Annotated in this window: 22 protein-coding genes; 12 read left to right on the top strand and 10 right to left on the bottom strand. The window is 69.2% G+C overall.

All coding sequences use genetic code 11. From position 1 onward, the window contains the following. Together idi and ACT3S6_RS04255 are read left to right on the top strand one after the other, a co-directional pair. Positions 1 to 461: isopentenyl-diphosphate Delta-isomerase (idi, locus tag ACT3S6_RS04260; protein ID WP_444553915.1), on the top strand; the 461-nt coding region annotated here is incomplete at its 5' end. A gap of 17 nt (positions 462 to 478) precedes the next feature. Then, positions 479 to 1,201, top strand: a complete 723-nt coding sequence (locus ACT3S6_RS04255) for an NUDIX hydrolase (RefSeq protein WP_444553914.1) — start codon at positions 479 to 481, stop codon at positions 1,199 to 1,201. A gap of 31 nt (positions 1,202 to 1,232) precedes the next feature. On the opposite strand, the gene ACT3S6_RS04250 is transcribed toward ACT3S6_RS04255, so the two are convergent. After that, a complete protein-coding gene (locus ACT3S6_RS04250) occupies positions 1,233 to 2,528 on the bottom strand; it encodes an aminotransferase-like domain-containing protein (RefSeq protein WP_444553913.1) in 1,296 nt (431 codons plus the stop codon). Positions 2,529 to 2,586: 58 nt separating this feature from the next. Beyond that, complete coding sequence (locus tag ACT3S6_RS04245) at positions 2,587 to 2,997, bottom strand: helix-turn-helix domain-containing protein (RefSeq protein ID WP_444553922.1); 411 nt, start codon at positions 2,995 to 2,997, stop codon at positions 2,587 to 2,589. An 83-nt stretch (positions 2,998 to 3,080) separates the two neighbouring features. Between ACT3S6_RS04245 and ACT3S6_RS04240 the strand changes: the two genes are divergently transcribed. Both ACT3S6_RS04240 and ACT3S6_RS04235 read left to right on the top strand, forming a co-directional pair. After that, complete coding sequence (locus ACT3S6_RS04240) at positions 3,081 to 3,926, top strand: carbon-nitrogen hydrolase family protein (RefSeq protein ID WP_444553921.1); 846 nt, start codon at positions 3,081 to 3,083, stop codon at positions 3,924 to 3,926. Positions 3,927 to 4,158: 232 nt separating this feature from the next. After that, positions 4,159 to 5,346, top strand: coding sequence for an NAD(P)-dependent malic enzyme (locus ACT3S6_RS04235; RefSeq protein ID WP_444553912.1), 1,188 nt, complete (start codon positions 4,159 to 4,161; stop codon positions 5,344 to 5,346). Between the two features lie 18 nt (positions 5,347 to 5,364). Here the strand turns inward: ACT3S6_RS04235 and ACT3S6_RS04230 are convergent, their stop codons facing one another. Then, on the bottom strand, positions 5,365 to 5,661 hold the full coding sequence (locus tag ACT3S6_RS04230; protein ID WP_444553911.1) for a DUF503 domain-containing protein: 297 nt from the start codon (positions 5,659 to 5,661) through the stop codon (positions 5,365 to 5,367). 308 nt (positions 5,662 to 5,969) lie between these two features. Here ACT3S6_RS04230 and ACT3S6_RS04225 point away from each other — a divergent pair, with 308 nt between their 5' ends. The 3 genes from ACT3S6_RS04225 (at position 5,970) to ACT3S6_RS04215 (ending at position 10,241) form a co-directional block, all read left to right on the top strand. Further along, a complete protein-coding gene (locus ACT3S6_RS04225) occupies positions 5,970 to 7,487 on the top strand; it encodes an aldehyde dehydrogenase family protein (protein ID WP_444553910.1) in 1,518 nt (505 codons plus the stop codon). Between the two features lie 111 nt (positions 7,488 to 7,598). After that, positions 7,599 to 8,603, top strand: coding sequence for an IS481 family transposase (locus ACT3S6_RS04220; RefSeq protein WP_444553909.1), 1,005 nt, complete (start codon positions 7,599 to 7,601; stop codon positions 8,601 to 8,603). Between the two features lie 45 nt (positions 8,604 to 8,648). Then, entirely contained in the window at positions 8,649 to 10,241 is a 1,593-nt protein-coding gene (locus ACT3S6_RS04215) for a GMC family oxidoreductase (RefSeq protein WP_444553908.1), read from the top strand. Positions 10,242 to 10,311: 70 nt separating this feature from the next. Here ACT3S6_RS04215 and ACT3S6_RS04210 read toward each other — a convergent pair whose 3' ends face one another. Next, positions 10,312 to 10,740, bottom strand: a complete 429-nt coding sequence (locus tag ACT3S6_RS04210) for a LapA family protein (RefSeq protein ID WP_444553907.1) — start codon at positions 10,738 to 10,740, stop codon at positions 10,312 to 10,314. Between the two features lie 179 nt (positions 10,741 to 10,919). Here ACT3S6_RS04210 and ACT3S6_RS04205 point away from each other — a divergent pair, with 179 nt between their 5' ends. Both ACT3S6_RS04205 and ACT3S6_RS04200 read left to right on the top strand, forming a co-directional pair. Then, entirely contained in the window at positions 10,920 to 11,963 is a 1,044-nt protein-coding gene (locus ACT3S6_RS04205; RefSeq protein WP_444553906.1) for a Gfo/Idh/MocA family protein, read from the top strand. Then, a complete protein-coding gene (locus ACT3S6_RS04200) occupies positions 11,960 to 13,207 on the top strand; it encodes an NAD(P)/FAD-dependent oxidoreductase (protein WP_444553905.1) in 1,248 nt (415 codons plus the stop codon). The genes ACT3S6_RS04205 and ACT3S6_RS04200 overlap by 4 nt, the downstream gene beginning before the upstream one ends. Here the strand turns inward: ACT3S6_RS04200 and ACT3S6_RS04195 are convergent. Then, positions 13,204 to 14,301 (bottom strand): YihY/virulence factor BrkB family protein, encoded by a 1,098-nt coding sequence (locus tag ACT3S6_RS04195; RefSeq protein ID WP_444553904.1) that lies wholly within the window; start codon positions 14,299 to 14,301, stop codon positions 13,204 to 13,206. The two genes, ACT3S6_RS04200 and ACT3S6_RS04195, sit on opposite strands and share 4 nt — an antisense overlap. Positions 14,302 to 14,450: 149 nt before the next feature. Here ACT3S6_RS04195 and ACT3S6_RS04190 point away from each other — a divergent pair, with 149 nt between their 5' ends. Then, a complete protein-coding gene (locus ACT3S6_RS04190) occupies positions 14,451 to 15,296 on the top strand; it encodes an HpcH/HpaI aldolase/citrate lyase family protein (RefSeq protein ID WP_444553903.1) in 846 nt (281 codons plus the stop codon). Between the two features lie 21 nt (positions 15,297 to 15,317). On the opposite strand, the gene ACT3S6_RS04185 is transcribed toward ACT3S6_RS04190, so the two are convergent. The 4 genes from ACT3S6_RS04185 to rraA all read right to left on the bottom strand — a co-directional run bounded on the left by ACT3S6_RS04185 (position 15,318) and on the right by rraA (position 17,955). Then, on the bottom strand, positions 15,318 to 15,893 hold the full coding sequence (locus ACT3S6_RS04185) for a copper resistance CopC family protein (RefSeq protein WP_444553902.1): 576 nt from the start codon (positions 15,891 to 15,893) through the stop codon (positions 15,318 to 15,320). A 63-nt stretch (positions 15,894 to 15,956) separates the two neighbouring features. Beyond that, positions 15,957 to 16,691 (bottom strand): YcnI family copper-binding membrane protein, encoded by a 735-nt coding sequence (locus ACT3S6_RS04180; RefSeq protein ID WP_444553901.1) that lies wholly within the window; start codon positions 16,689 to 16,691, stop codon positions 15,957 to 15,959. A gap of 112 nt (positions 16,692 to 16,803) precedes the next feature. Next, complete coding sequence (locus ACT3S6_RS04175; protein ID WP_444553900.1) at positions 16,804 to 17,439, bottom strand: hypothetical protein; 636 nt, start codon at positions 17,437 to 17,439, stop codon at positions 16,804 to 16,806. Between the two features lie 51 nt (positions 17,440 to 17,490). Then, on the bottom strand, positions 17,491 to 17,955 hold the full coding sequence (rraA, locus tag ACT3S6_RS04170; RefSeq protein ID WP_444553899.1) for a ribonuclease E activity regulator RraA: 465 nt from the start codon (positions 17,953 to 17,955) through the stop codon (positions 17,491 to 17,493). 82 nt (positions 17,956 to 18,037) lie between these two features. Here rraA and ACT3S6_RS04165 point away from each other — a divergent pair, with 82 nt between their 5' ends. Next, positions 18,038 to 19,315, top strand: coding sequence for an MFS transporter (locus tag ACT3S6_RS04165; protein WP_444553898.1), 1,278 nt, complete (start codon positions 18,038 to 18,040; stop codon positions 19,313 to 19,315). Then, positions 19,312 to 19,989 (top strand): FadR/GntR family transcriptional regulator, encoded by a 678-nt coding sequence (locus tag ACT3S6_RS04160; RefSeq protein WP_444553897.1) that lies wholly within the window; start codon positions 19,312 to 19,314, stop codon positions 19,987 to 19,989. Before ACT3S6_RS04165 ends, ACT3S6_RS04160 begins: the two co-directional genes overlap by 4 nt. Positions 19,990 to 20,008: 19 nt before the next feature. On the opposite strand, the gene ACT3S6_RS04155 is transcribed toward ACT3S6_RS04160, so the two are convergent. Then, on the bottom strand, positions 20,009 to 20,872 hold the full coding sequence (locus ACT3S6_RS04155; protein ID WP_444553896.1) for a fumarylacetoacetate hydrolase family protein: 864 nt from the start codon (positions 20,870 to 20,872) through the stop codon (positions 20,009 to 20,011). Positions 20,873 to 20,895: the final 23 nt, after the last annotated feature.

The raw sequence follows: 20,895 nt of genomic DNA, 5'->3' as shown, positions 1-20,895 counted from the left end.
TGGCCTTCTCCTGCCATGTCTTCGACGCCGAAGGGCGCGTCCTGGTCACCCGCAGGTCCCTGGCCAAGAAGGCCTGGCCTGGGGTGTGGACGAATTCCGTCTGCGGGCATCCCGCACCGGGTGAACCCCGCGAGGATGCCGTGCACCGTCGGGCCGGGTTCGAGCTCGGGATGGAGCTGGGTGCCGTCGAGATGGTCCTGCCGGAGTTCGCCTACCGGGCCGAGGATGCCTCGGGGGTGGTGGAGAACGAGTTCTGCCCGGTGTATTTCGCCCGGGCCGCCTCCGGGGTCGCCCCCCGGCCCAGCGAAGTCGCCGAACACCACTGGGTGGCTCCGCAGGACCTGGTCGCCGCGGTCCGCGCCACCCCCTGGGCCTTCAGTCCGTGGCTGGTGTTGCAGCTGGAGCAGCTGGACTCCCGGGAGATCCCCTACCGGGGTCCCGGTCCGGAACCCACCCGATGAGGGACGAAGGACCGTCGATGCCCGAGGCCACGCACGAGCCCGCCCTGCACGGTGATGCGGCCACCGTGGTGCTGTTGCGCGATGCGCCCCGCGGACTGGAGGTGCTGTTGCTGGAACGGCCCTCCCACCGCGGTTCCTTCGCCGGGGCCTGGGTCTTTCCCGGAGGCCACGTCGATCCGGAGGACCGGGACGAGGTCCCGCGGGATTGCCCCGATCCGCCCGCCGGGGCCGCCCGGTGTGCCGGCGTACGCGAAACCCGGGAGGAGACCGGGATGGTGATCGCCCAGGAGGATCTGGCCGCCCTGTCCATCTGGACCCCGCCGCCCAGCGTGCCGAAACGGCTGCTCACCTGGTTCTTCCTGGCGGCGGTGGACACAGAGGCCACCGGGCCGCTCCGGCTCAGTCCCGAGGAGCATGTCGATCACGCGTGGCTGACCCCGGCCGAGGCCCTGGAACGCCACGCCGGCGGGTCCATGGAACTGGTCCCGCCCACCTGGATGACGCTGAACTGGTTGAGCGGCCACCGGAGCGCGGCAGCGGCGGTGGCCGCCGCACGGGCCAGTGAACCGGCGGACTTCAAAAGCGTCGGGGCCCGCAACGACGAGGGCCACCCGATCGTGGCCTGGGCCGGCGACGAGGCCTACGACCTGGACGGGCACCCCGGACCCCCGGGGGCCCGGAACCGGATCACCCTCGATGTCCGGCCGTGGTTCCACGAACAGTCCGCAGGGCAGCGGTAACGAACCGGGGGCCTGGAGGCCCACGGAGGGATCAGGCGGCGTCGATGGCCCGGTTCAACACGACCGCCAGACGCTTGACGCCCTCGTGGATCTTCTCCGGGTCGATGGCGCTGAAGGCCAGTCGCAACCGGTTGTTCGGCTCGTCCCCGGGGGTGAAGGCCGCCCCGGGGATGAAGACGACGCCGTCGTCGATGGCCTCGGCGAGCAGCGGGTAGGTGTCGATCCCCTCCGGGAGGGTGACCCAGATGAAGAAGCCCCCGGTCGGCGTGGTCCAGTGGACCCCTTCCGGCATGAGTTCCTCGAGGGCGGAGAGCATGGCCGTGCAACGCTCGGCATACAGTCCGCGGTAGGCGGAGATCTGGCCGCGCCAGTCATGCCCGTCGAGGTAGCTGGTGATCAGCATCTGGTTCAGGGTCGGTGGGCAGAGCACCACCGCCTCGCTGGCCAGGTAGAACCTGCGGGTCAGGTGCTCGGGCAGCAACGCCCAGCCGATGCGCAGGCCGGGGGCCAGGATCTTGGAGAACGAGCCCATGTAGATCACGTCGTCCGGGTTGTCCGCCCGCAGCGTCGGGTAGGGCTCGCCGTCGAACTTCAGCAGCCCGTAGGGGTTGTCCTCGAGGACGAGGATGTTGGCCTCGCGGCAGATGTCGACGACTTCCTGACGGCGTGCGGCGGCCAGCGAGATGCCCGAGGGGTTGTTGAAGTTGGGGATCGTGTAGAGGAACTTGATCCGCTTACCGGTGGCCGTGACCTCGGCGATGCGTTCACGCAGGGCCTCGGGAACCAGCCCGTCCTCGTCCATGGCGACCGATTCGACCTGGATCTGGTGGGCCTCGAAGGTGTTCAGGGCCCCGACGTAGGTGGGGTCCTCGCACAGCACGACGTCGCCGGGGTCGCAGAAGACCTTGCAGGCTACGTCCTGGGCCGATTGTGAGCCGGCGGTGACCACGATGTTCTCGGGGTCGACGTCGGTGATGCCCTCCTCGGCCATGACCTCGCAGATGTGTTGGCGCAGCTCGATGGTGCCCTTGCCACCACCGTATTGTAGGGCAGTCAGCCCCTCCTGGGCGATGAGCTGGTGGGCCATCGTCCCGATCTTCTCCAAGGGAAGCGACGAGAGGTAGGGGTTTCCCCCGGCCAGCGAGACCAGCCCCGGGCGCAGCGAGATGTCGAAGACGTCCCGGACGGCGGATTGCTTGATGTTGGCGGCGCGTTCGGAGAACAGGCTCTCGTGTCGGGTCGAGGCCTCGGCCCGCTCAAGGGCAAGCTCCGATTCGGTGGGCAACGATTCGCGGTCCTGGGCGGTGGGGTTCTCTGCTGTGTTCACCCTCACATCGTAACAACATGGGTTCACCATGAGGCAACAGTTGTTACCGAGGAGATGTTTATTCGGGGGTCTCGCCGCCCCCTTGATCCGCGGGCGGGGCCTCCACCCGCCGGGAGGCCACCCAGGCCGTGATGTCCGCGGGCTTGATCCTGCGGTGGCTGCCGCGGTACTCGACCGGGATGGTCCCCGCATCGGTGAGGTTGCGCATGTAGGTGTTGGACACCCCGGCCAGCCGGGCCGCCTGGGAAGTGTTCAGCCATCGCTCGGCGGTGCTGAGCACGACCGCTTCCCCGTCGGCCAGGCGGCCGAGCAGATCCAAGACGGCTCCGGCCGCCGCCGACGGCAGGCGCAGTGCCGTGCCGTTGACGAACACCGTCGCATCGGCGGACTCCCCCAACGCCCGGGCCAGCCGGGCGGCGTCGGGTCCCGCCAGCGCCTCATGCTGGGTGGTTCTGGTCAAGGCAGTCATCTCCTGTGGCATGAGACCATCATGCCCTGCCGGCGGGGCCCTTGGGCGGATCGGCGGGGTATGGCAACCTCGAAGACATGACGTTGAAAATCGCTCTGGCCCAGATCAACTCCACCGCCGATCTGGAGGCCAACCTCGGTCTGGTCCGTGACCGGGCGGCCCGGGCCCGGGACGCCGGTGCCGCCGTCGTGGTCTTTCCCGAAGCCACCATGTGCGCCTTCGGCAACCCGCTGGCCGAGGTGGCCCAGCCCCTGGACGGGGACTGGGCCCGACGGATCCGCGCCCTCTCGGCCGAACTGGGCATCGTCACGGTCCACGGGATGTTCACCCCCGGCGAGGACGGGCGCGTGCGCAATACGCTGCTGGCCACCGGCCCCGGGGTGGAGGCCAGCTACGACAAGATCCACCTCTACGACGCCTACGGGTTCGCCGAATCCGATGCCGTGACCGCGGGTGGATCGATCGCCACCTTCGAACTCGACGGCGTCGTCTTCGGGCTGTCGATCTGCTACGACGTGCGTTTCCCCGATCTGTTCCGGGCGAACGCGGCGGCCGGCGCCACGGTGAACCTGGTGTGTGCCTCCTGGGGCGACGGCCCGGACAAGGCCGAGCAGTGGGAGGCCCTCATCCGGGCCCGGGCACTGGATACGACGACGTTCATCGTCGCCTGCGACCAGGCCGACCCCGCGGCCAGCGGACGCCCCGCCACCGACAGCACCCCGTTGGGGGTCGGCCGCAGCGCCGTCATCTCACCGCTGGGCCGCACGCTGGCCTGCCTGCCGCAGGGCCCCGAGCTCACCGTCGTGGACCTCGACCTCGCAGAGGTCGAGCAGGCCCGCCGGAAACTGCCGGTGCTGGCCAACGCCCGACGGATCGGCCCCGACGGCCGGGTGGTCGCCCCCGGGGCCACCGAGGCCGAGGCCGGCTAGGGCCACCGTCATGGTTGGGTCGGCTCCATCGATGCCCTACTCTGGTGGACAACGGTCTAAAGAAAGTACTGACCACTGCGCCAGCGCCGCGAGCCACCACCCCGGGCCGGCCGCCGCAGAGCAGGGCAGGCTGCCCTTCGCGTGACGACCCGGTCGCCGGAGAACAGGCAGTCCGCGTTCATCCGCGCCGGGCCCGCTTCCCGAACGGCAGTCTTTCTCCAGGAGCATCCACATGTCCATCTCGACCACCCCTGAAACCACCCCCGGCCCCACGACGCCCGTGAGCAGCGGGGAGGTCTTTGCCGCCCATGAAGGCGGAAAGCTCTCCGTCCAGTCCACGATGGCCCTGGATTCGAAGCGGGCCCTGTCCATCGCCTACACCCCGGGGGTCGCCCAGGTCTCCCGCGCGATCGCCGAGGACCCGGCCCGCCACGCCACCCACACCTGGGCTTCCCGGCTGGTGGCCGTGGTCTCCGACGGGACCTCCGTGCTGGGGCTGGGCGACATCGGCGCCGCGGCGTCGTTGCCCGTCATGGAAGGGAAATGTGCCCTGTTCAAGGAATTCGGTGGGTTGAACTCCATTCCGCTGGTGCTCGAGACCACCGATGTCGAGGAGATCATCGAGACCCTGGTCCGGTTGCGTCCCAGTTTCGGGGCGATCAACCTCGAGGACGTCTCGGCACCGCGTTGCTTCGAACTGGAGGAACGCCTCATCGAGGCCCTGGACTGCCCGGTGATGCACGACGACCAGCATGGAACCGCGGTGGTGGTCCTGGCGGCACTGACCAACGCGGCCCGGGTGGTCGGCAAGGAGCTGGCCGGGCTGCGCGTGGTCGTCTCCGGCGCCGGGGCCGCAGGCATCGCGATCACCGACATCCTGGTCAATGTCGGCATCGGCGACGTCGTGCTGGTCGATTCACAGGGGGTCATCCACCGTGACCGGAACGACCTGAACCCGATCAAGGCCAGATATGCGGCCATCACCAACCGCGATTCGGTCATGGGCGGGATCCGCGAGGCCCTCGACGGGGCCGACGCCTTCATCGGGGTCTCCTCCTCGCAGGTCCCCGCGGAGGATCTGGAGGCCATGAACGACGGCGCGATCATCTTCGCGCTGTCGAATCCGGACCCCGAGGTCATGCCCGAGGTCGCGGCCCGTTTCGGGCAGGTCGTCGCCACCGGGCGCAGCGACTTCCCGAACCAGATCAACAACGTGTTGGCCTTCCCGGGGATCTTCCGCGGGGCCCTGGACGCGTCGGCACGGCGGATCACCCCACGGATGAAGATCGCTGCGGCCCGGGCCATCGCCGATCTGGTCGGTGGGGACCTGGCTGCCGACTTCATCGTCCCTTCGCCCCTGGACCCGCGGGTGGCCGCCGCGGTGGCCGCGGCCGTGCAGGAGGTCGCCTCCGGGGAGTAGGCCGGACCGGGGAGGACCCTACTCGTCCTCGGAGGAGTGGAGCCGGCGCCGGGCGCTGAGAAGGTCGATCTCGGGCCGGCCCGCGACCAGGCGTTCGACGCCGTCGAGCACCTCGATGGCGTGGCCGGCATCCGCGGCCACGACACCGGCGGCGATGCCGGCCCGCCGGTGGAGGTCCTGGTGGCTGGTTTCGGCGACGGACACCTCGAAGCGTCGCCGCAGTTCGGCCACGAGGGGGCGGACGACGGCGCGTTTGGCCTTCAGCGAGTGCACATCGCCGAGCAGCACATCGAACTCAACCCAACCGAACCACATGCCCCCATCCTGCGTCATGCCGGGGGAAGGGCCAAGGGGAGCCGGCGGCGACCGGCCGGTTCCGGTGTGCGTTTGCTCACCGATACCCCGTGCTAACATGCACGGGCACTCTACGTCGGCCCTCCTTCTTGTTACTGTGCTGAATATGACTTCGAGCAAAACGGCCGGATCCGCCCGGCCACCGAATGCCTGGCCACCCGCCGGTGACGGCCCCCGGGACCCGACCGGACGCTGACCCACCAGTTCGCCTGCTTCGGCGCCGCCATCGGCCCCGAAGACGAAGCACCCCGCAACCCGAAGGAGCAGGCATGACCGCTACGCCGCAGACCCCGTACCCCAACCAGCACACACTGTTCATCGGCGGGCAATGGGAGGCGGCAGCCTCCGGTGAAACCCGCGAGATCATCTGCCCGGCCGATGGCACGCATGTCGCCACGGCCTCCGAGGCGGCAGCAGCCGATACCGAGCGGGCGATCGCCGCGGCCCGGGCGGCCTTCGACTCCGGGGTCTGGTCCTCGGTTCCGGCTCCCGAACGCGGGGCCTTCCTGCTCAAGGTCGCCGAGCGGTTGCGTGAACGCAAGGAGGAGTTCGCCCGCGCCGAGACCGGTGACACCGGCAAGCGCATCCTCGAATCGCGGATCGACATGGACGACATCACCAACTGCTTCGAGTACTTCGGCCGGTTGTCCGGTCAGGATGCCGGACGCGTCGTCGATGCCGGGGACAACACGGTCGTCTCCCGCATCGCCTACGAACCGGTCGGTGTGTGCGGGATGATCACCCCCTGGAACTACCCGCTGCTGCAGGCCGCCTGGAAGATGGCCCCGGCCATTGCCGCGGGGTGTTCATTCGTGCTCAAGCCCGCCGAGCTGACGCCGTCGACGTCCATCCTGATCATGGACCTCTTCGCCGAACTCGGTCTGCCCGACGGCGTCGCGAACCTGGTCACCGGTGCCGGGGCCACCGCGGGGGCCCCGCTGTCGAGCCACCCCGACATCGACATGGTCTCCTTCACCGGCGGCCTGGTCACCGGTCGGGTGATCGCCGCAGGCGCCGCAGGAACCGTGAAGAAGGTCGCGCTGGAACTGGGAGGCAAGAACCCCAACGTCGTCTTCGCCGACGCCGACTTCGACGCCGCCGTGGACAACGCCCTCAACGGTGCCTTCGTGCATTCCGGCCAGGTCTGCTCAGCCGGGGCCCGGCTGCTCGTCCACGAGTCCATCGCCGAAGCCTTCGTGGATGAACTGGTCCGCCGGGCCGAGGACATCCGCATCGGCGGCCCCTACGACGACGAGGCCGAAACCGGCCCGCTGATCTCCGCCGCCCACCTTCAGAAGGTGGACGCCTACGTGAAGAGGGGCGTCGCCGAAGGCGCCCGTCTGCGCACCGGCGGTCGGGCCGCCACCGAGGAGGACGGAACCGGGCTGGGGGCCGGGCACTACTACCTGCCGACCATCCTGGACCAGGTCAGCCGGGGCATGTCCGTCGTCACGGACGAGGCCTTCGGTCCCACGGTCACCGTCGAGACGTTCTCCACCGAGGACGAAGCCGTTGCCACCGCCAATGACACCGTCTACGGCCTGGCCGGCGCCGTCTGGACCCAGGATGCCGGACGGGCCCAGCGGGTCGCCGGACGCCTGCGTCACGGCACCATCTGGATCAACGACTTCCACCCCTACCTGCCGCAGGCCGAATGGGGCGGCATGGGCCAGTCGGGCGTCGGTCGCGAGCTCGGCCCGACCGGGCTGGGCGAGTACCAGGAAGCCAAGCACATCTACCAGAACACGGCCCCGCAAGTCACCGGCTGGTTCGCCGACCGCGCCTAGCTGTTCTGCTCATGGAGGTTGGTGACGCCCGGTGTGGCGGATAGCTAAAGAGGGCCTTTCTTGGATTCGGTGTTAAGCGACCAAGCAAAACGCCGAAAAGAAAGGCCCTCGATGTCCCACCGTAACGCCCCGCTGACCCCTGAAGGACGTCGCCGCCTCTGTGAGCGTGTTGATGCCGGCCGCCCGATCTGCCACGTCGCTTCCGAGGCGGGGATTGCCCGTCAGACACTCGGGCGTTGGTACGCCCGCTGGACCGCGGAAGGCGAACCAGGGCTCGAAGACCGGTCCTCACGCCCCGAGACCAGCCCGAACCAGACCGACCCGGACATCGAAGCACGGGTCTGCCAGCTACGCCGGAAGGAAAAGCTCGGCCCGATGCAGCTGGTCGGGCTGCTCGTCACCAAAGGCATCGAGCTACCGGCCTCGACCATCTACCGGATCCTGCTGCGCCATGGCATCTCCCGGCTCCGGGACCTGGACGTGTCCGGGGAGGACCTGCGCGAGCCCGTGGTCCGCTACGAGTGGGACCGGCCCGGGGACATGGTCCACGCCGATGTGAAGAAGATCGGCTTCATCCCCGACGGTGGCGGTTGGCGCATCCATGGCCGGGGCTCGGCCCAGCACAAGGCCTCCAGCCGCGCCAAGAATGCAGGTGCCCGCGCCGGCTACGTGTACCTGCATTCAGCCGTCGATGACCACTCCCGGCTGGCCTACACCGAGGAACACATCGACGAAAAGGGAGCCACCGCCGCCGGATTCTGGGAACGGGCCGTGAAGTTCTTCCGCCGTCACGGGATCACTCGCATCCGCCGGGTCCTGACGGACAACGGCTCCTGCTACAGGTCCTGGCTGTTCACCGCCGCGCTGGCCAAGTCCCGTACCCGGCACAAGTTCACCCGGCCCTACCGTCCGCAGACCAACGGCAAGGTCGAGCGCTACCAGCGCACACTGGCCCGCGAATGGGCCCACCGGCAAGCCTGGGCCAGCAACGCCGAAAGAACGGCGGCCCTGCAAGGATTCCTGGACCACTACAACTACACTCGATCACACACCGCGCTCAAGGGCAGGCCCCCAGCCAGCCGCGCGCCAATCGGTGTCACCAACCTCGCGGCATAGAACACCTAGCCCGTTTCCGAGCCTGAGCCAAGGAGAGTACTTAAAATGACTGATTTCGAGACGTTGGACGGTTCGGCCTTCGACTACATCGTCGTCGGCGGCGGGTCCGCCGGTGCCGCCGTCGCCGCCCGCCTGAGCGAGGATCCCTCACTCGAGGTGGCCCTGGTCGAGGCCGGTCCCGATGACCGGGGAATCGATGAGATCCTGCAGCTGGACCGCTGGATGGAACTACTCGAATCCGGCTACGACTGGGACTACCCGATCGAGGAGCAGGAGAACGGCAACTCGTTCATGCGCCACGCCCGCGCCAAGGTGATGGGCGGGTGCTCCAGCCACAACTCCTGCATCGCCTTCTGGGCCCCGCGCGAGGACCTGGACGAATGGGAGTCGAAATACGGGGCCACCGGTTGGAACGCCGAGACCGCCTTCCGGCTGTATAAGCAGTTGGAGACCAACGAAGACGCGGGGCCCGGGGCCCCGCACCACGGCGACTCCGGGCCCGTGCACCTGATGAACGTCCCCCCGGCGGATCCCAGCGGCGTGGCGGTGCTCGACGCCGCCGAACAGGCCGGGATCCCGCGGGCGAAGTTCAACGACAACGCCACCGTCACCAACGGGGCGAACTTCTTCCAGATCAACCGCAAGGCCGACGGCACCCGCTCCTCCAGCTCGGTGTCCTACATCCACCCGATTGCCGACCGGAAGAACTTCCATCTGCTCACCGGGCTGCGAGCCAAGGTCCTGACCTTCGACGAGGCCAACAGGTGCACCGGCGTCGCGGTCGTGGACAACGGATTCGGCAAGACCCATCACCTCACCGCCCGCGAGGAGGTCATCGTTTCCACCGGGGCCATCGACTCGCCGAAGCTGTTGATGCTCTCGGGGATCGGCCCGGCAGCACAGCTGAAGGAGAACCGGGTCGAGGTCCGCGTGGATTCCCCCGGGGTGGGCGAACACCTGCAGGACCACCCCGAGGGGGTCATCCAGTGGGAAGCGAAGCAGCCGATGGTGTCCGAATCGACCCAGTGGTGGGAGATCGGGATCTTCACGCAGACCACCGAGGGCCTGGATCGTCCCGACCTGATGATGCACTACGGTTCGGTGCCCTTCGACATGCACACCCTGCGTCAGGGCTACCCGACCACGGAGAACGGCTTCTGCCTGACCCCGAACGTCACCCACGCGAAGTCACGCGGTACCGTGCGCCTGCGCAGCGGCGACTTCCGCGATAAGCCCAAGGTCGACCCGCGCTACTTCACCGACCCCGAAGGCCATGACATGCGCGTGATGATCGCCGGCATCCGCAAGGCCCGCGAGATCGTCTCCCAGCCGGCCATGGCCGAATGGGCCGGGCGCGAACTCTACCCGGGGACGGAAACCCAGTCGGACGAGGAGATCGCCGACTACATCCGGCGCACGCACAACACCGTCTACCATCCGGTCGGCACCGTGCGCATGGGGCCCATCGACGACGATCTGTCGCCGCTGGACCCCGAACTGCGGGTCAAGGGGGTCACGGGGCTGCGCGTGGCCGACGCCTCGGTGATGCCCGAGCAGGTCACCGTGAACCCGAACATCACCACCATGATGATCGGTGAGCGGTGCGCCGAACTGATCAAGCAGGCCCGCAAGGGCTGACCGGTCGCCGGCAGGGAAAAAGTCAAGGGCCGCCCCGCGGAATGCGGGGCGGCCCTTCGTCTGTGGGGACCTACTGCGTGGATTTCTTCCCGGGTTTGCCCGGCTTGACTCTTCCCTTGCGGGCGTGGCTGCGCAATTGGACGATGCGGGCGGCACCGGCAATGGCTACGATGATGCCGCCGCCGACCGCTCCAACGAAGAGCGCCAGTCCGAGTTGGACCGTCCCCTCCCAGCCGAAGTAGCGCAGCTGCACCGTATTGGTGTTCTGCGCGATGAAGATGATCAGCAGCACCAGGAACACCAACGCCAGGACGGTTGCCGTCCACATGACCCCGCTGCGGGTCACCCGCATCGGGTCCTCGGGGCGTCCGGCCCCGTCGCTGGTTCCGGGGCGGTGCTCGGGGGTCCCTCCGGCGGGTGCGCCACCCGAGGGGGTTCCGGGTGCCGGCTCCCGGGGGGTCTTCGCCGGCTTCGGGCGATCCTGCGGGTCCTTGGCCATGGCACTACCTTTCGTCGACGCGGGCCGGTTCCGTCCGTCCCCGGTTGTTTCCGGGCCCGGACTGCCGGGGGTGGGCCGGTGCGTGGATGCGTTCCGGACCCTGGGGACAGTTTACGTGCCCGCGCCGCCGGCGCCCGGATTGGTAGGGTTTGGCGTATGACCGTCCCGAAGGAGCCAACGTGATCCCGCGCCCGAAATTGCGTACTGCCGTACTGGGATACGGGCTGTCCGGCCGGGTCTTCCACACCCCCCTGATTGCCGCGGACCCCGACTATTCCCTCGACGCGATCATCACCGGCAACCCCGAACGCGCGGCTGCTGCCGCCGCGGCCCATCCCGACACGCTGATCATGCCGGACGCCGAGAGCCTCTTCGCCCGGGCCGCCGACTTCGATGTGGTGGTCATCGGGACCCCGCCAGCGACCCATGCCGCCCTGGCCCTGAGAGCGATCGGCCACGGCCTGCATGTGGTTCTCGACAAGCCCTTCGCCACTTCCGCTGCCGAGGGGCGTGAAGTCATCGAGGCGGCCCGGGCCGCCGCCGTGAAACTCTCGGTGTTCCAGAACCGTCGGTGGGACGCCGACTTCCTGACTCTCTCGCGTCTGGTCCGGGACGGGGCGCTCGGCGAGGTGCACACCTTCGAATCACGGTTCGAACGGTGGAAACCCGCGGGGTTGCGCGATTGGAAGGACAGCGCGGGGATCGCCGGCGGCGGGGGAGTCCTGTTCGATCTGGGCACCCACGTCATCGACCAGGCACTGGTCCTGTTCGGGCCGGCGGACTCGGTGTACGGGCTGACCCGGCGCCTCAGCACCGGCGGTTCCGATGCCGATGAGGATGCCTCCATCGTCATCCGGCACCACAGCGGGGTGGACTCGCATCTATCGGTCGGGCTGCACTTCGCGGTCCCGGCACCCCGCTTCCGGGTCCTGGGGACCGAGGCCGGCTTCGAAACGTGGGGAACCGACGGGCAGGAGGCGGCGCTCGACGCCGGAATGGAACCCGACGACGCCGGATATGGGCGGGTGCCCGATAACGAGTGGGGCCGCCTCGGCGTGCCGGGGGCCATGGAGACGGTGCCCTCCGACGTGGGCGCCTATCCGAAGTTCTATCGCAGCTTCGCCGCCGGGGTCCACGGCCACGGCCCGCTTCCGGTGGACCCGGCGGATGCCGTGGCCACCTTGCAGATCATCGAAGACATCCACGAGAGGAACCGGGCATGAACCCCGTAGCCAGCCACGACCAGGCGGCACCGGGGCCGGAAGCCTCGGTCCTGATCATCGGTGCCGGGCTGGCAGGATTTTCCGTGGCCCGCCAATTGCGCAGCCTGGGCCATACCGGCGGGGTGCGGATCGTGGATCCCGAGGGGCTGCCCTACGACAGGCCCCCCTTGAGCAAGGCCTATCTGCTCGGGCACACCGATCAGGCCGGCCTGCTGCTCGCCGACGCCGCGTGGTGCCGGGAGCACGAGGTCGAGATCCTCACCGGCACCGTGGCCACCGTGCGCCCGGGGGCCGGCGAAGCCGTCCTGGCCGACGGTACGGCCCTGGCCGCGGACGTGCTGGTGCTGGCCACCGGGGGGACAGCCCGCAAGCTCTCGATCCCCGGCGGCGACCTGGATACCGTGCTGGAGCTGCGCCACCGGGCCGACGCGGACCGGCTGCGCACGGTGCTGCGGCCCGGCACCCGGTTGGCGATCATCGGGGCGGGACTCATCGGGGCAGAAACCGCGTCCGCCGCCCGTGAACTCGGGGCCGTCGTCGTCCTCATCGACCCCATGGATCCGCCCCTGGTCCCGGCCGTCGGCCCGGAACTGGCCCGGCGTCTGCACGCCATGCACACCGAGAAGGGGATCACCGTGGTGACCGGCATCCCCGAAACCATCACCCGCGACGGGGAACACCACCGGATCGCGCTGGCCAGCGGGGAGCAGATCACCGCCGACGCCGTCCTGGTGGGGGTCGGGATCACCCCCAACACGGCGCTCGCCGAGTCGGCCGGGCTGGAGGTCGACGGCGGGATCATCGTGGATGAGAGGCAACGCACCAGCCACCGACGCGTCTACGCTGTGGGGGACTGCGCCCGGACCCGCACCACCGGCGGCGTGCTCAAACGCCGGGCGGAGCACTGGGAGAACGCCATGAACTCCGGACACCAGGCCGCCTCGGCCATCATCGGGGGCGACGCCCCGGCCCCACGGGCCGACTGGTTCTGGTCCGACCGCCACGGGGTCCACGTCGAGGGCGTGGGGTCGCTGACCGCCCCGGGGACCACCGTGATCCGCGAGGCCGACGGCGTGCCCGTCATGGCCTTCCGGGTTGACGGCGAGGGTTATCTGCTCGGCTGTGCCGCGGTCGACGGCGGGCTGGCGGTGAAGGCGGCCCGCCGGATCATCGACCGGCGGATCCGCGTGGACCCCGCCCAATTGGCCGACCCCGCCGTCAACCTCAAGAAGCTCGCCCGCTAGCTGTCTTCGGGCTCGCGCACCGACTGGTGCCGCAAAGAGCTGCCGGCCTGGACGTCACGTTCCTCGACCAGGGCCTGCTTATCGCTGGCCTTGGTGTCGCGTGGGGGCAACTGCACCGACCGTTCGGCCTTGATGCCACCTTGGAGCTGGCGGGCCCTTTCCATCTCCGCGTCGAAGACGGCTCCCAGCAGCAACGACAGGTTCGCGATCCAGATCCACAGCAGCAGGACGATGACCCCGCCAATGGCCCCGTAGGTCGCGTTGTAGCTGCCGAAGTTGGAGACGTAGAAGAAGAATCCGACGGTGGCCACCGCCAGGACCACCAACGCGATGACCGAACCGATGCTGAGCCACCGGAACTTGGGCTGCTTCACGTTCGGGGTGCCGTAGTAGAGGATGGCGATCACGAGGATGACCAGCAGCACGGCCAGCGGCCATTTGGCGATGCCCCAGACCATGACGGCGGTGTCGCCGAAACCGATCAGGTCGCCGAGGGTCTTGGCGATGGGGCCCGAGACGATCAGCAGGACCACCACGACGACGGCGACCAACAGCATCACCAGGGTCACCAGTAGCAGCACCGGCTTGAGCTTGAAGAAGGAGCGGCCCTCGGCCACGTCGTAGATCTTGTTCATCGACCGTCCGAAGGCCCCGGTGTAGCCCGAGGCCGACCACAGGGCGCCGAGGATGCCGACGATGAGGGCCAACCCGGCCGACGGGGTGTTGGCCAGCTGTTCGATGGGCTGACGCAACGTATCGACGACTCCCTCGCTGGCGAACTGTTCGAGGAAACCGATCAGCGCCTTGGTGGTGGATTCGGCCTGGCCGACGACGCCCAGCAGGGAGACCATCGCCAGCAGGGCCGGGAAGACCGAAAGCACCGCGTGGTAGGTCAGACCCGCCGCCATATCGGTGCACTTGTTCCGGGTGAACTCGTGCATGGACCTTTTCAACACGTATTTCCAGGAGGGGCCGCGTAGGTCGGTCGGGGCCGAGGGCTTGCGATCGTCGTCGGGCGAGGGGGCGTTGCGGCCCTTCGCGGAGGTATCGGCAGCAGTGCCGTTCTCCGGGGTGGCGTGGCGATGACCTGGCATGGAAGCCTCCGCTGACTAGTGGTTGACGTGGGTTTTCGTGGGCACTGAAAGTCAAGCATGAGGCACCGGGAGGCACAACCTCCCGGGCCGGGTGTGATGCCCGCCCCGTCCGGTGGAAGGCGGGGGCGCCAACTCGGTAGTGTGTAGGTATGTCCCTTCGTAACCGCCGCGCCGCGTCCCTGCCTGCCAAACTTTCCCGCTCGTGGTTGCTGGTCAATGCCGCGAACCCCGAATCGTTTGCCCCGGCGTTGTCCTCCGAAGCGGACTCCGTCATCTTCGACATGGAAGCCTCCGTGCCCGATGACCAGAAGGCCGAGGCCCGCGATGCCGTGGTCGAGGCGCTGAGCACCGGGATGACCGCCTGGGTGCGGGTCAACGGGATCGAAACCGAGTTCTGGGCCGAGGACCTGGCGGCGTTGTCCAAGGCCAAGGGGCTGCGCGGGGTCATGTTGGCGATGACCGAAAAGCCCGAACAGGTGACCCTGACGGCGATGCGCCTGCAGGCCGGCACCCCGGTCCTGGCCCTGATCGAATCGGCGGTCGGCATCGAAAACGCCACCCCGATCGCCTCGGCCCCCGGCACGTTCCGGCTGGCCTTCGGCGTCAACGACTTCCGCAAGGACACCGGCGTCTCCGACGACCCGCTGGCCCTGGCCTATGCCCGCGGCAAGCTGGTGGTGGCCTCCCGCGTCGGCCAGCTGCCCGGGGCCATCGACGGTCCGGCGGCCGCCGGGGCCGGCTCCGAGGCCGTACACGCCAGCTGCCGGACCACCGCCACGATGGGGATGACCGGCAAGCTGAGCCTCTCGGCCTCACAGGTCGATGACATCAACGAGGACCTCTCCCCGAGCACCGACGAGCTTTCCTGGGCCCACGAGCTGCTCGAGGCCCACGCCGCCGGCGCCTCGGTCGGCGACGGCTCCTACCTGCCGCGTCTGGCCCGCGCCCAGAAGATCGCGGATCTGGCCGACTCCTACGGACTCTGGAACGCCTGATCCCGTCTGTGGCGGCCCGGCCTAGTTGCCGGGGCGTCGACGCCAGAGGATGGCCGTCCCGGCACCGATGACGATCAGTACCGCAAGCCCGGTCGGGATGATCCACGGGGCCAGACCCTGCCCATCGGCCTCCCGGGTGGATTCGCCGGTGTCCTCGTCCGCGGCCGCCGATGGCGTGGCGGCACCTTCCGGCGCCCCGCTGGTGGTGGTGAACGTGAACGTCCCCTGGATCGGATGGCCATCGGAGGAGACCACCCGCCACTTCACGGTGTACTCGCCGGCCGGGGTCCCGTCCTGGATGGCCTGTTCGACATCGCGGTCGGTGACCTTCGCGGGGCCGGCGGCCCAGTTGGTGCCTGCGTCGTCCTCGACCCGGATCTCCGAGCCGATGGCGATGGGGGTGTTGTTGTAGGTCAGGACGATCTTCTGCGGCATGGCCTCCACGGTGGAGCCGGAGCCGGGGTCGTTGGAGATCAACTGGTCGTGGGCGCTCGCGGCGCCGATGGGCCCCAGAAGGGCCAGGAGCAGAACGGCGAGCAGGCCCGCCGCACGGGTGCCGGCCTTCCGCAACGAGAGGGTGGACCGATGCTGGTTCATGGGATTCGCTTTCAAGGAGTCGGGGCCCGGTGGCCCGCCGGAACGACGGGCCACCGGGTAGTGCTATTGGTTCCTGCGCGAACCGACGGTCCGCACCAGGGCGACGGCGCCCAGCAGGATTCCTGCGACCCCGATCCACAAGGCGGCCGTCGCCGTTCCCTCCGAGCCGGCCGCCGGGGCGTCCGCGGCCCCGGCCGTGCCGGACGGGGCCGCCGAGGCGGCCGGCTCGTCGTCGGCGGCCGCGGTGGTGGTGAAGGTGGGGGCCGGATGCTCGGGTTCGGCACCGTCCTTCGCGGATTCGTCCCACTTCACCACGGACCCGTCGGTGTAATGCTGGGAGGCGGGCAGGACCACATCGGTGCCGGCTTCCGGCAGGGTGCCCAGAGAGACGGTGAACGTCTGGAACTCATCCTGGCCGATCCGGTGGGCCCGGTCTGCCGTCCAGGTGATCGAGCTCGCCGCCTCGGTCACCGTGGAACCGTGGGATTCCACGGGCTCGTCCAGTTTGGTGCGTTTGACGGTGGCCTTCCAACCGTCGACCGGCTTGACCCTCACCGACATGAACGGGGTATCGGTCGGCAGTGAGACGGTCAGCTTGTCGGTGGTGGCCGACTCCGATTCATTGGGGACGCTGAAGGTCGCCTGGGCGTAGGAGCCCTCGGCGGTCTGGTTCGGACTGACGGTCACGTGGGCGGAGGCGGCCCCGGCACCCAGGGCCATCAGGGCGCCGGTGGCGGCGAGGGCCGCCGTGAAGGTCAGGACCCGGTGGCGGGTCGGAGCGGCGTGGGGAGAAGTCATGGGGTTTCCTTTGCAATGGGCCGTGCGGGGCACGGCCTTCGGGCGGTTCACGGTGCTCCCACTCCGGTTCCCGGGGTGGGAGGGGATGCCCCGAATCCGCCGCCCCGTCGGGTCAGGGGCGCAGCGAACGCGGGAGGAGTGCCCGGGGTGGTCCGCGCAGACGTTCGGCGCGGGCGTTGGACCGGGGCCGGAGGAGCGGCAGGGCGAACATGGCCTGCTGGGCGGGGCCCTTCGGTGCCAAGGGGGCCGGGCGGGGCAGCGAGGCCAGCGGGGAGAGCCAGGCCATGAGCATCCACAAGGCCGCCTCGCCGCGGGCCAACGCCACCGCGGAGAGGAAGATGGCCAGTAGATGGGCCGTGATCATCGGCAGACCCATGGACCCCCAGTGGGCTGCCGCCCCGTGGGCCAGCGGGGACGCGCTGCCGCAGATCCCGGCCACCACGGAGCCGTGGTGGCCGAAGGGGACCTCCGGTGCCCCGCCGGTGCAGTCCGGTGGTGTGGCGAACCAGGCGAAGGCATGATGCAGGGACCATTGGCCGAGCCCCAGGACGGCGGTGAGCGTGGGCAGGGACAGGCGTCGACCCGCCAGCAGCACCACGGGCAGGTTGACCAGTGCCGCGAGCAGCACCAGGACCGGCAGTCCCGGCAGCGGTCCGCCGCCGAGTACGTGCGCCCCGGCAGCGAGGGCCATCACCGTGGAGGTGACCGCGATCGAACGGCACAGGCGCAGTGGTGCCCTGGTGCTCATCGGGTCTGCTCCCGTCATGCCGGTGGCCGCAACGAACTATCGCCGGGCGGCTCAGGCCTCGACGACGATCCCGTCCTCGTCCGAATGCAGCATGGCCCCCGGCCGGAAGTCGACCCCGCCGAAGGAGAGGACGACGTCGGCCTCCCCGGTGCCGTGTTTGGAGGATTTGCGCGGATTCGAGCCCATCGCCTTCACGCCCAGGTCCAGTTCGGCTAGGGCGACGCGGTCACGGATGCAGCCGTGGATGACCACACCCGACCAGCCGTTGGCCACGGCGGCTTCACCGATCATGTCCCCCATGAGCGCGGTTTCCAGCGAGCCGCCGCCGTCGACGACGAGCACGGCGCCCTCGCCGGGGCTGTTCAGGGTCTGTTTGAGCAGGGCGTTGTCGCGGTCGCAGCGGATGGTCCGGACCGGGCCGCTGAAGCGGGTCCGACCGCCCAGGTTCTGCAGCTGAAGGGACAGGGTCTGGAGCGATTCGTCGTCGTCGAACAGGTCGCAGGTGGTGAAAGTCATGAACCCAGCATAAAACGAACCACGGACAGGATGTGGATCACAACAGTTGGTCCAGTAAACATCAGACGTCTAATGTTTTCCCATGCCTTCCTCGAGAACCACCGATCCACCGGCCGTCGTCCTGCCCCGGGGGCGGTGGATCACGGTGCTCGGGGTGCTCGCCGTGGTGCTGGTGGGGCTGAACCTGCGGGCCGGCATCACCAGTGCCGCCGCCTTGTTCCACGATCTGCAGGCCGTGCTCGGGTACGGGCCGCTGGTGGCCGCCATCCTCCCCTCCATCCCCACGGTCACCTTCGCCTTCGCCGGTGCGGCGACGGCCTGGTTGGTCCGCAGGATCGGTGTGGAACGGACCATCCTGCTGGCCCTGATCATCCTGGCCGCCGGGCTGGCGATCCGTGCGATCCCCTCGGTGGGCATGCTGCTGGTGGGCACCGTGGCCGGAATGTGCGGGATCGCGTTGTGCAACGTGGCGATGCCCTCCTTCATCCGGGAGCACTATGCCCACCGGACTTCGGCCCTGACCGGGACGTACACGATCACGATGTCCCTCGGGGCCACGGCCGCCTCGGCGCTCGGCGTCCCGCTGGCCCGGCAGCTGGGATCCCCGAGCCTGGGTTTGGCGGCCTGGTCGATCCTGGCCGCTGTCTCGGTCCTGGTCTTCCTCCCGTTGGCGATCGCCGGTCGACCGCGGCCCCGGCAGGATGCCGCCGACCCGGTGGCCCCGGCCGAATCCGGGGGATCGCTGCTGGCCGTCCTGCGGACCCGCAAGGGCCTGCTGATCACCGGGTTCTTCACGGTCCAGGCGCTGTTGGTCTATTCGCTGATCAGCTGGTTGCCGGTCATCCTGATCTCCCGGGGCATGGCCCCCGCGAACGCGGGAATCATGTTGGGGCTCATGCAGCTGGTCACGATTCCCGCAACGGTGGTGCTGCTGGCCATGGCCACCCGCCCGCACCTGCTGCGCCCGGCCTTCATGGTCTGTTGTGTCGGGATCCTGCTGGGTCTGTGCTGCCTGATCCTGCTGCCGGTCGACTTCTCCGTCCTCTCCGTGGTCCTGCTGGGCCTTGGACTGACGATCTTCCCCTTGCTGCTGGTGGTCATCAGCCGCAGTGGCCGCAATGCCGCGGAAACCACGGCGATCTCCACGGTCGCCCAGTCGGTGGGCTACCTGGTGGCCAGCGCGGGACCCTTCGGCCTCGCGCTGCTGCATACCCGGACGGGCGGCTGGACCGGACCGTTGTGGGTGTTGTTCGCCGTCGCCGTGGTCCAGTTGCTGCTGGCGCTCGCGTTGACCTCCGATGGCCCGAGCGGTCCGGGGCGCCGGGCCGGCAGGTCGCCCCGGCGCGAGGTGGCGGCATGAGCATTCCGTCGCGGACGCCCTTGGTCCAACAAGTCACCGATGCCCTGCGCCGGGCCATCAGTTCTGGTGAGTGGCCGGTCGGGGCGCGAATCCCTGCGGAGCCGGCGCTGATCGAACGCTTCGCCGTCTCCCGGGGCACGCTGCGCGAGGCCATCAAGGCACTGGCGCATGCGGGCATGCTGGAGGTCCGGCGCGGGGACGGGACCTATGTGCGCACCCGCAGCGAGATCGAAGGCGCCATCGGGCAGGTCTACCAGCGTCATTCCGACCAGGAAGTCATGCAGGTCAGATTCGCCCTGGATGCCCAGGCCGCCCGCTTGGCCGCGGCCGTCGCCGGGGACGCCGAGGTGGAGCAGCTGCGGGTGATCCTGACCGAACGTCGTCGGGCCTGGGAGGCCGAGGACATCGAGGGGTGGATCGACGCCGACTGGAAGTTCCATCTGGCGGTGGCGCGTGCCTCCGGCAATGCCCTGCTGGTCGAACTGTATGCCAGTTTCGGCGACGTCTTCCACGGGTCCAAGCTGGCCCAACGCCTCCACCGCGGTTTCGACGGGTGCCGGGCCGAAGGTCATGAGGAACTGGTCGAGGCGATCGCCGCCGCGGACCCGGATGCCGCGGATCGCAGCACGGTGGCGAACCTGCTGTATTGCCTCTCCTTCACCGAGGCCGGCTGAGCCAGGACCCAGCGACCTCCTAGCGGATCCGGTTGCGTTGGGTGCCGAGCCCGTCGATGCCTGTTTCGAGCACATCCCCGGCCTTGAGCCAGGGGTGGCGGCCCTGTTCGTTGCGACGCCCCAGGGCCACCCCTGCCGGGGTCCCGGTGAGGATCAGGTCCCCGGGGACCAACGTCACCAGGGTGGAGAGGTAGGCGACCAGGCGGGCGGGGCCGAAGACCAGATCCGCGGTCGAGTCCTCCTGCATGGTTTCGCCGTTGACGCGGGTGCGGATGCGGGCCCGGTCCGGAAACTCGTCGGCGCTGACCAGATAGGGGCCCACGGGGGTGGAGGCCTCCCAGCATTTGCCGGCCAGCCATTCGGTGGTCCGGCCCTGCCAACCGCGCATCGAAATGTCGTTGGCGACCGCGTAGCCGGCAATGTGCTTGGCGGCATCGGCTTCGGGGATCCGGCGGCCCGGGGCGCCGATGACGAGGGCCAACTCGCCCTCCCAGTCGAGCCGGTGGTCCTCCGGCGGCACGTCGATCGGGTCCATCGGGCCGGTGAGCGAGCGGGCGAACTTCGTGAACACCGTGGGGTGCTCGGGCAGTTCCTGCCCGGTCTCCAGGATGTGGTTGCGGTAGTTCAGCCCGATGCAGAAGACCTTCTCCGGGGCTCCCACCAAGGTCGCGAAGTCGGCCTCGGTCACCGGAATCCCCGGGGGCGTGGTCCGCAGGGAGGCGGCGGGATCGGCCGCCGCGACGGATTCGGCGCGGCTCTGCTCGTCGGCGGCCAAAAAGCCCCCGACGTCGGAAAAGCCCGTCAGTTCGTGGGCCGTCTCGCCGTGGATGACCGCGGCGAAGGTGGCCCCGGTCCCGGGCCTGCGGAGGGTGGCAAGTTTCATGCCACCATCCCATCACGGCGGGG

It is taken from the genome of Arthrobacter sp. AOP36-C1-22 (genome assembly GCF_052377515.1).
GTDB lineage: Bacteria > Actinomycetota > Actinomycetes > Actinomycetales > Micrococcaceae > Arthrobacter_H.
This window is presented reverse-complemented; position numbering and strand designations above follow the sequence as displayed.

Coding starts and splice junctions, on each gene's coding strand:
- ACT3S6_RS04175 (WP_444553900.1), bottom strand. CDS start 17,439: ATGAGCACCAGGGCACCACTGCGCCTGTGCCGTTCGATCGCGGTCACC.
- ACT3S6_RS04165 (WP_444553898.1), top strand. CDS start 18,038: ATGCCTTCCTCGAGAACCACCGATCCACCGGCCGTCGTCCTGCCCCGG.
- ACT3S6_RS04155 (WP_444553896.1), bottom strand. CDS start 20,872: ATGAAACTTGCCACCCTCCGCAGGCCCGGGACCGGGGCCACCTTCGCC.
- ACT3S6_RS04210 (WP_444553907.1), bottom strand. CDS start 10,740: ATGGCCAAGGACCCGCAGGATCGCCCGAAGCCGGCGAAGACCCCCCGG.
- ACT3S6_RS04255 (WP_444553914.1), top strand. CDS start 479: ATGCCCGAGGCCACGCACGAGCCCGCCCTGCACGGTGATGCGGCCACC.
- ACT3S6_RS04180 (WP_444553901.1), bottom strand. CDS start 16,691: ATGACTTCTCCCCACGCCGCTCCGACCCGCCACCGGGTCCTGACCTTC.
- ACT3S6_RS04160 (WP_444553897.1), top strand. CDS start 19,312: ATGAGCATTCCGTCGCGGACGCCCTTGGTCCAACAAGTCACCGATGCC.
- ACT3S6_RS04220 (WP_444553909.1), top strand. CDS start 7,599: ATGTCCCACCGTAACGCCCCGCTGACCCCTGAAGGACGTCGCCGCCTC.
- rraA (WP_444553899.1), bottom strand. CDS start 17,955: ATGACTTTCACCACCTGCGACCTGTTCGACGACGACGAATCGCTCCAG.
- ACT3S6_RS04215 (WP_444553908.1), top strand. CDS start 8,649: ATGACTGATTTCGAGACGTTGGACGGTTCGGCCTTCGACTACATCGTC.
- ACT3S6_RS04200 (WP_444553905.1), top strand. CDS start 11,960: ATGAACCCCGTAGCCAGCCACGACCAGGCGGCACCGGGGCCGGAAGCC.
- ACT3S6_RS04245 (WP_444553922.1), bottom strand. CDS start 2,997: ATGACTGCCTTGACCAGAACCACCCAGCATGAGGCGCTGGCGGGACCC.
- ACT3S6_RS04225 (WP_444553910.1), top strand. CDS start 5,970: ATGACCGCTACGCCGCAGACCCCGTACCCCAACCAGCACACACTGTTC.
- ACT3S6_RS04195 (WP_444553904.1), bottom strand. CDS start 14,301: ATGCCAGGTCATCGCCACGCCACCCCGGAGAACGGCACTGCTGCCGAT.
- ACT3S6_RS04235 (WP_444553912.1), top strand. CDS start 4,159: ATGTCCATCTCGACCACCCCTGAAACCACCCCCGGCCCCACGACGCCC.
- ACT3S6_RS04230 (WP_444553911.1), bottom strand. CDS start 5,661: ATGTGGTTCGGTTGGGTTGAGTTCGATGTGCTGCTCGGCGATGTGCAC.
- ACT3S6_RS04185 (WP_444553902.1), bottom strand. CDS start 15,893: ATGAACCAGCATCGGTCCACCCTCTCGTTGCGGAAGGCCGGCACCCGT.
- ACT3S6_RS04190 (WP_444553903.1), top strand. CDS start 14,451: ATGTCCCTTCGTAACCGCCGCGCCGCGTCCCTGCCTGCCAAACTTTCC.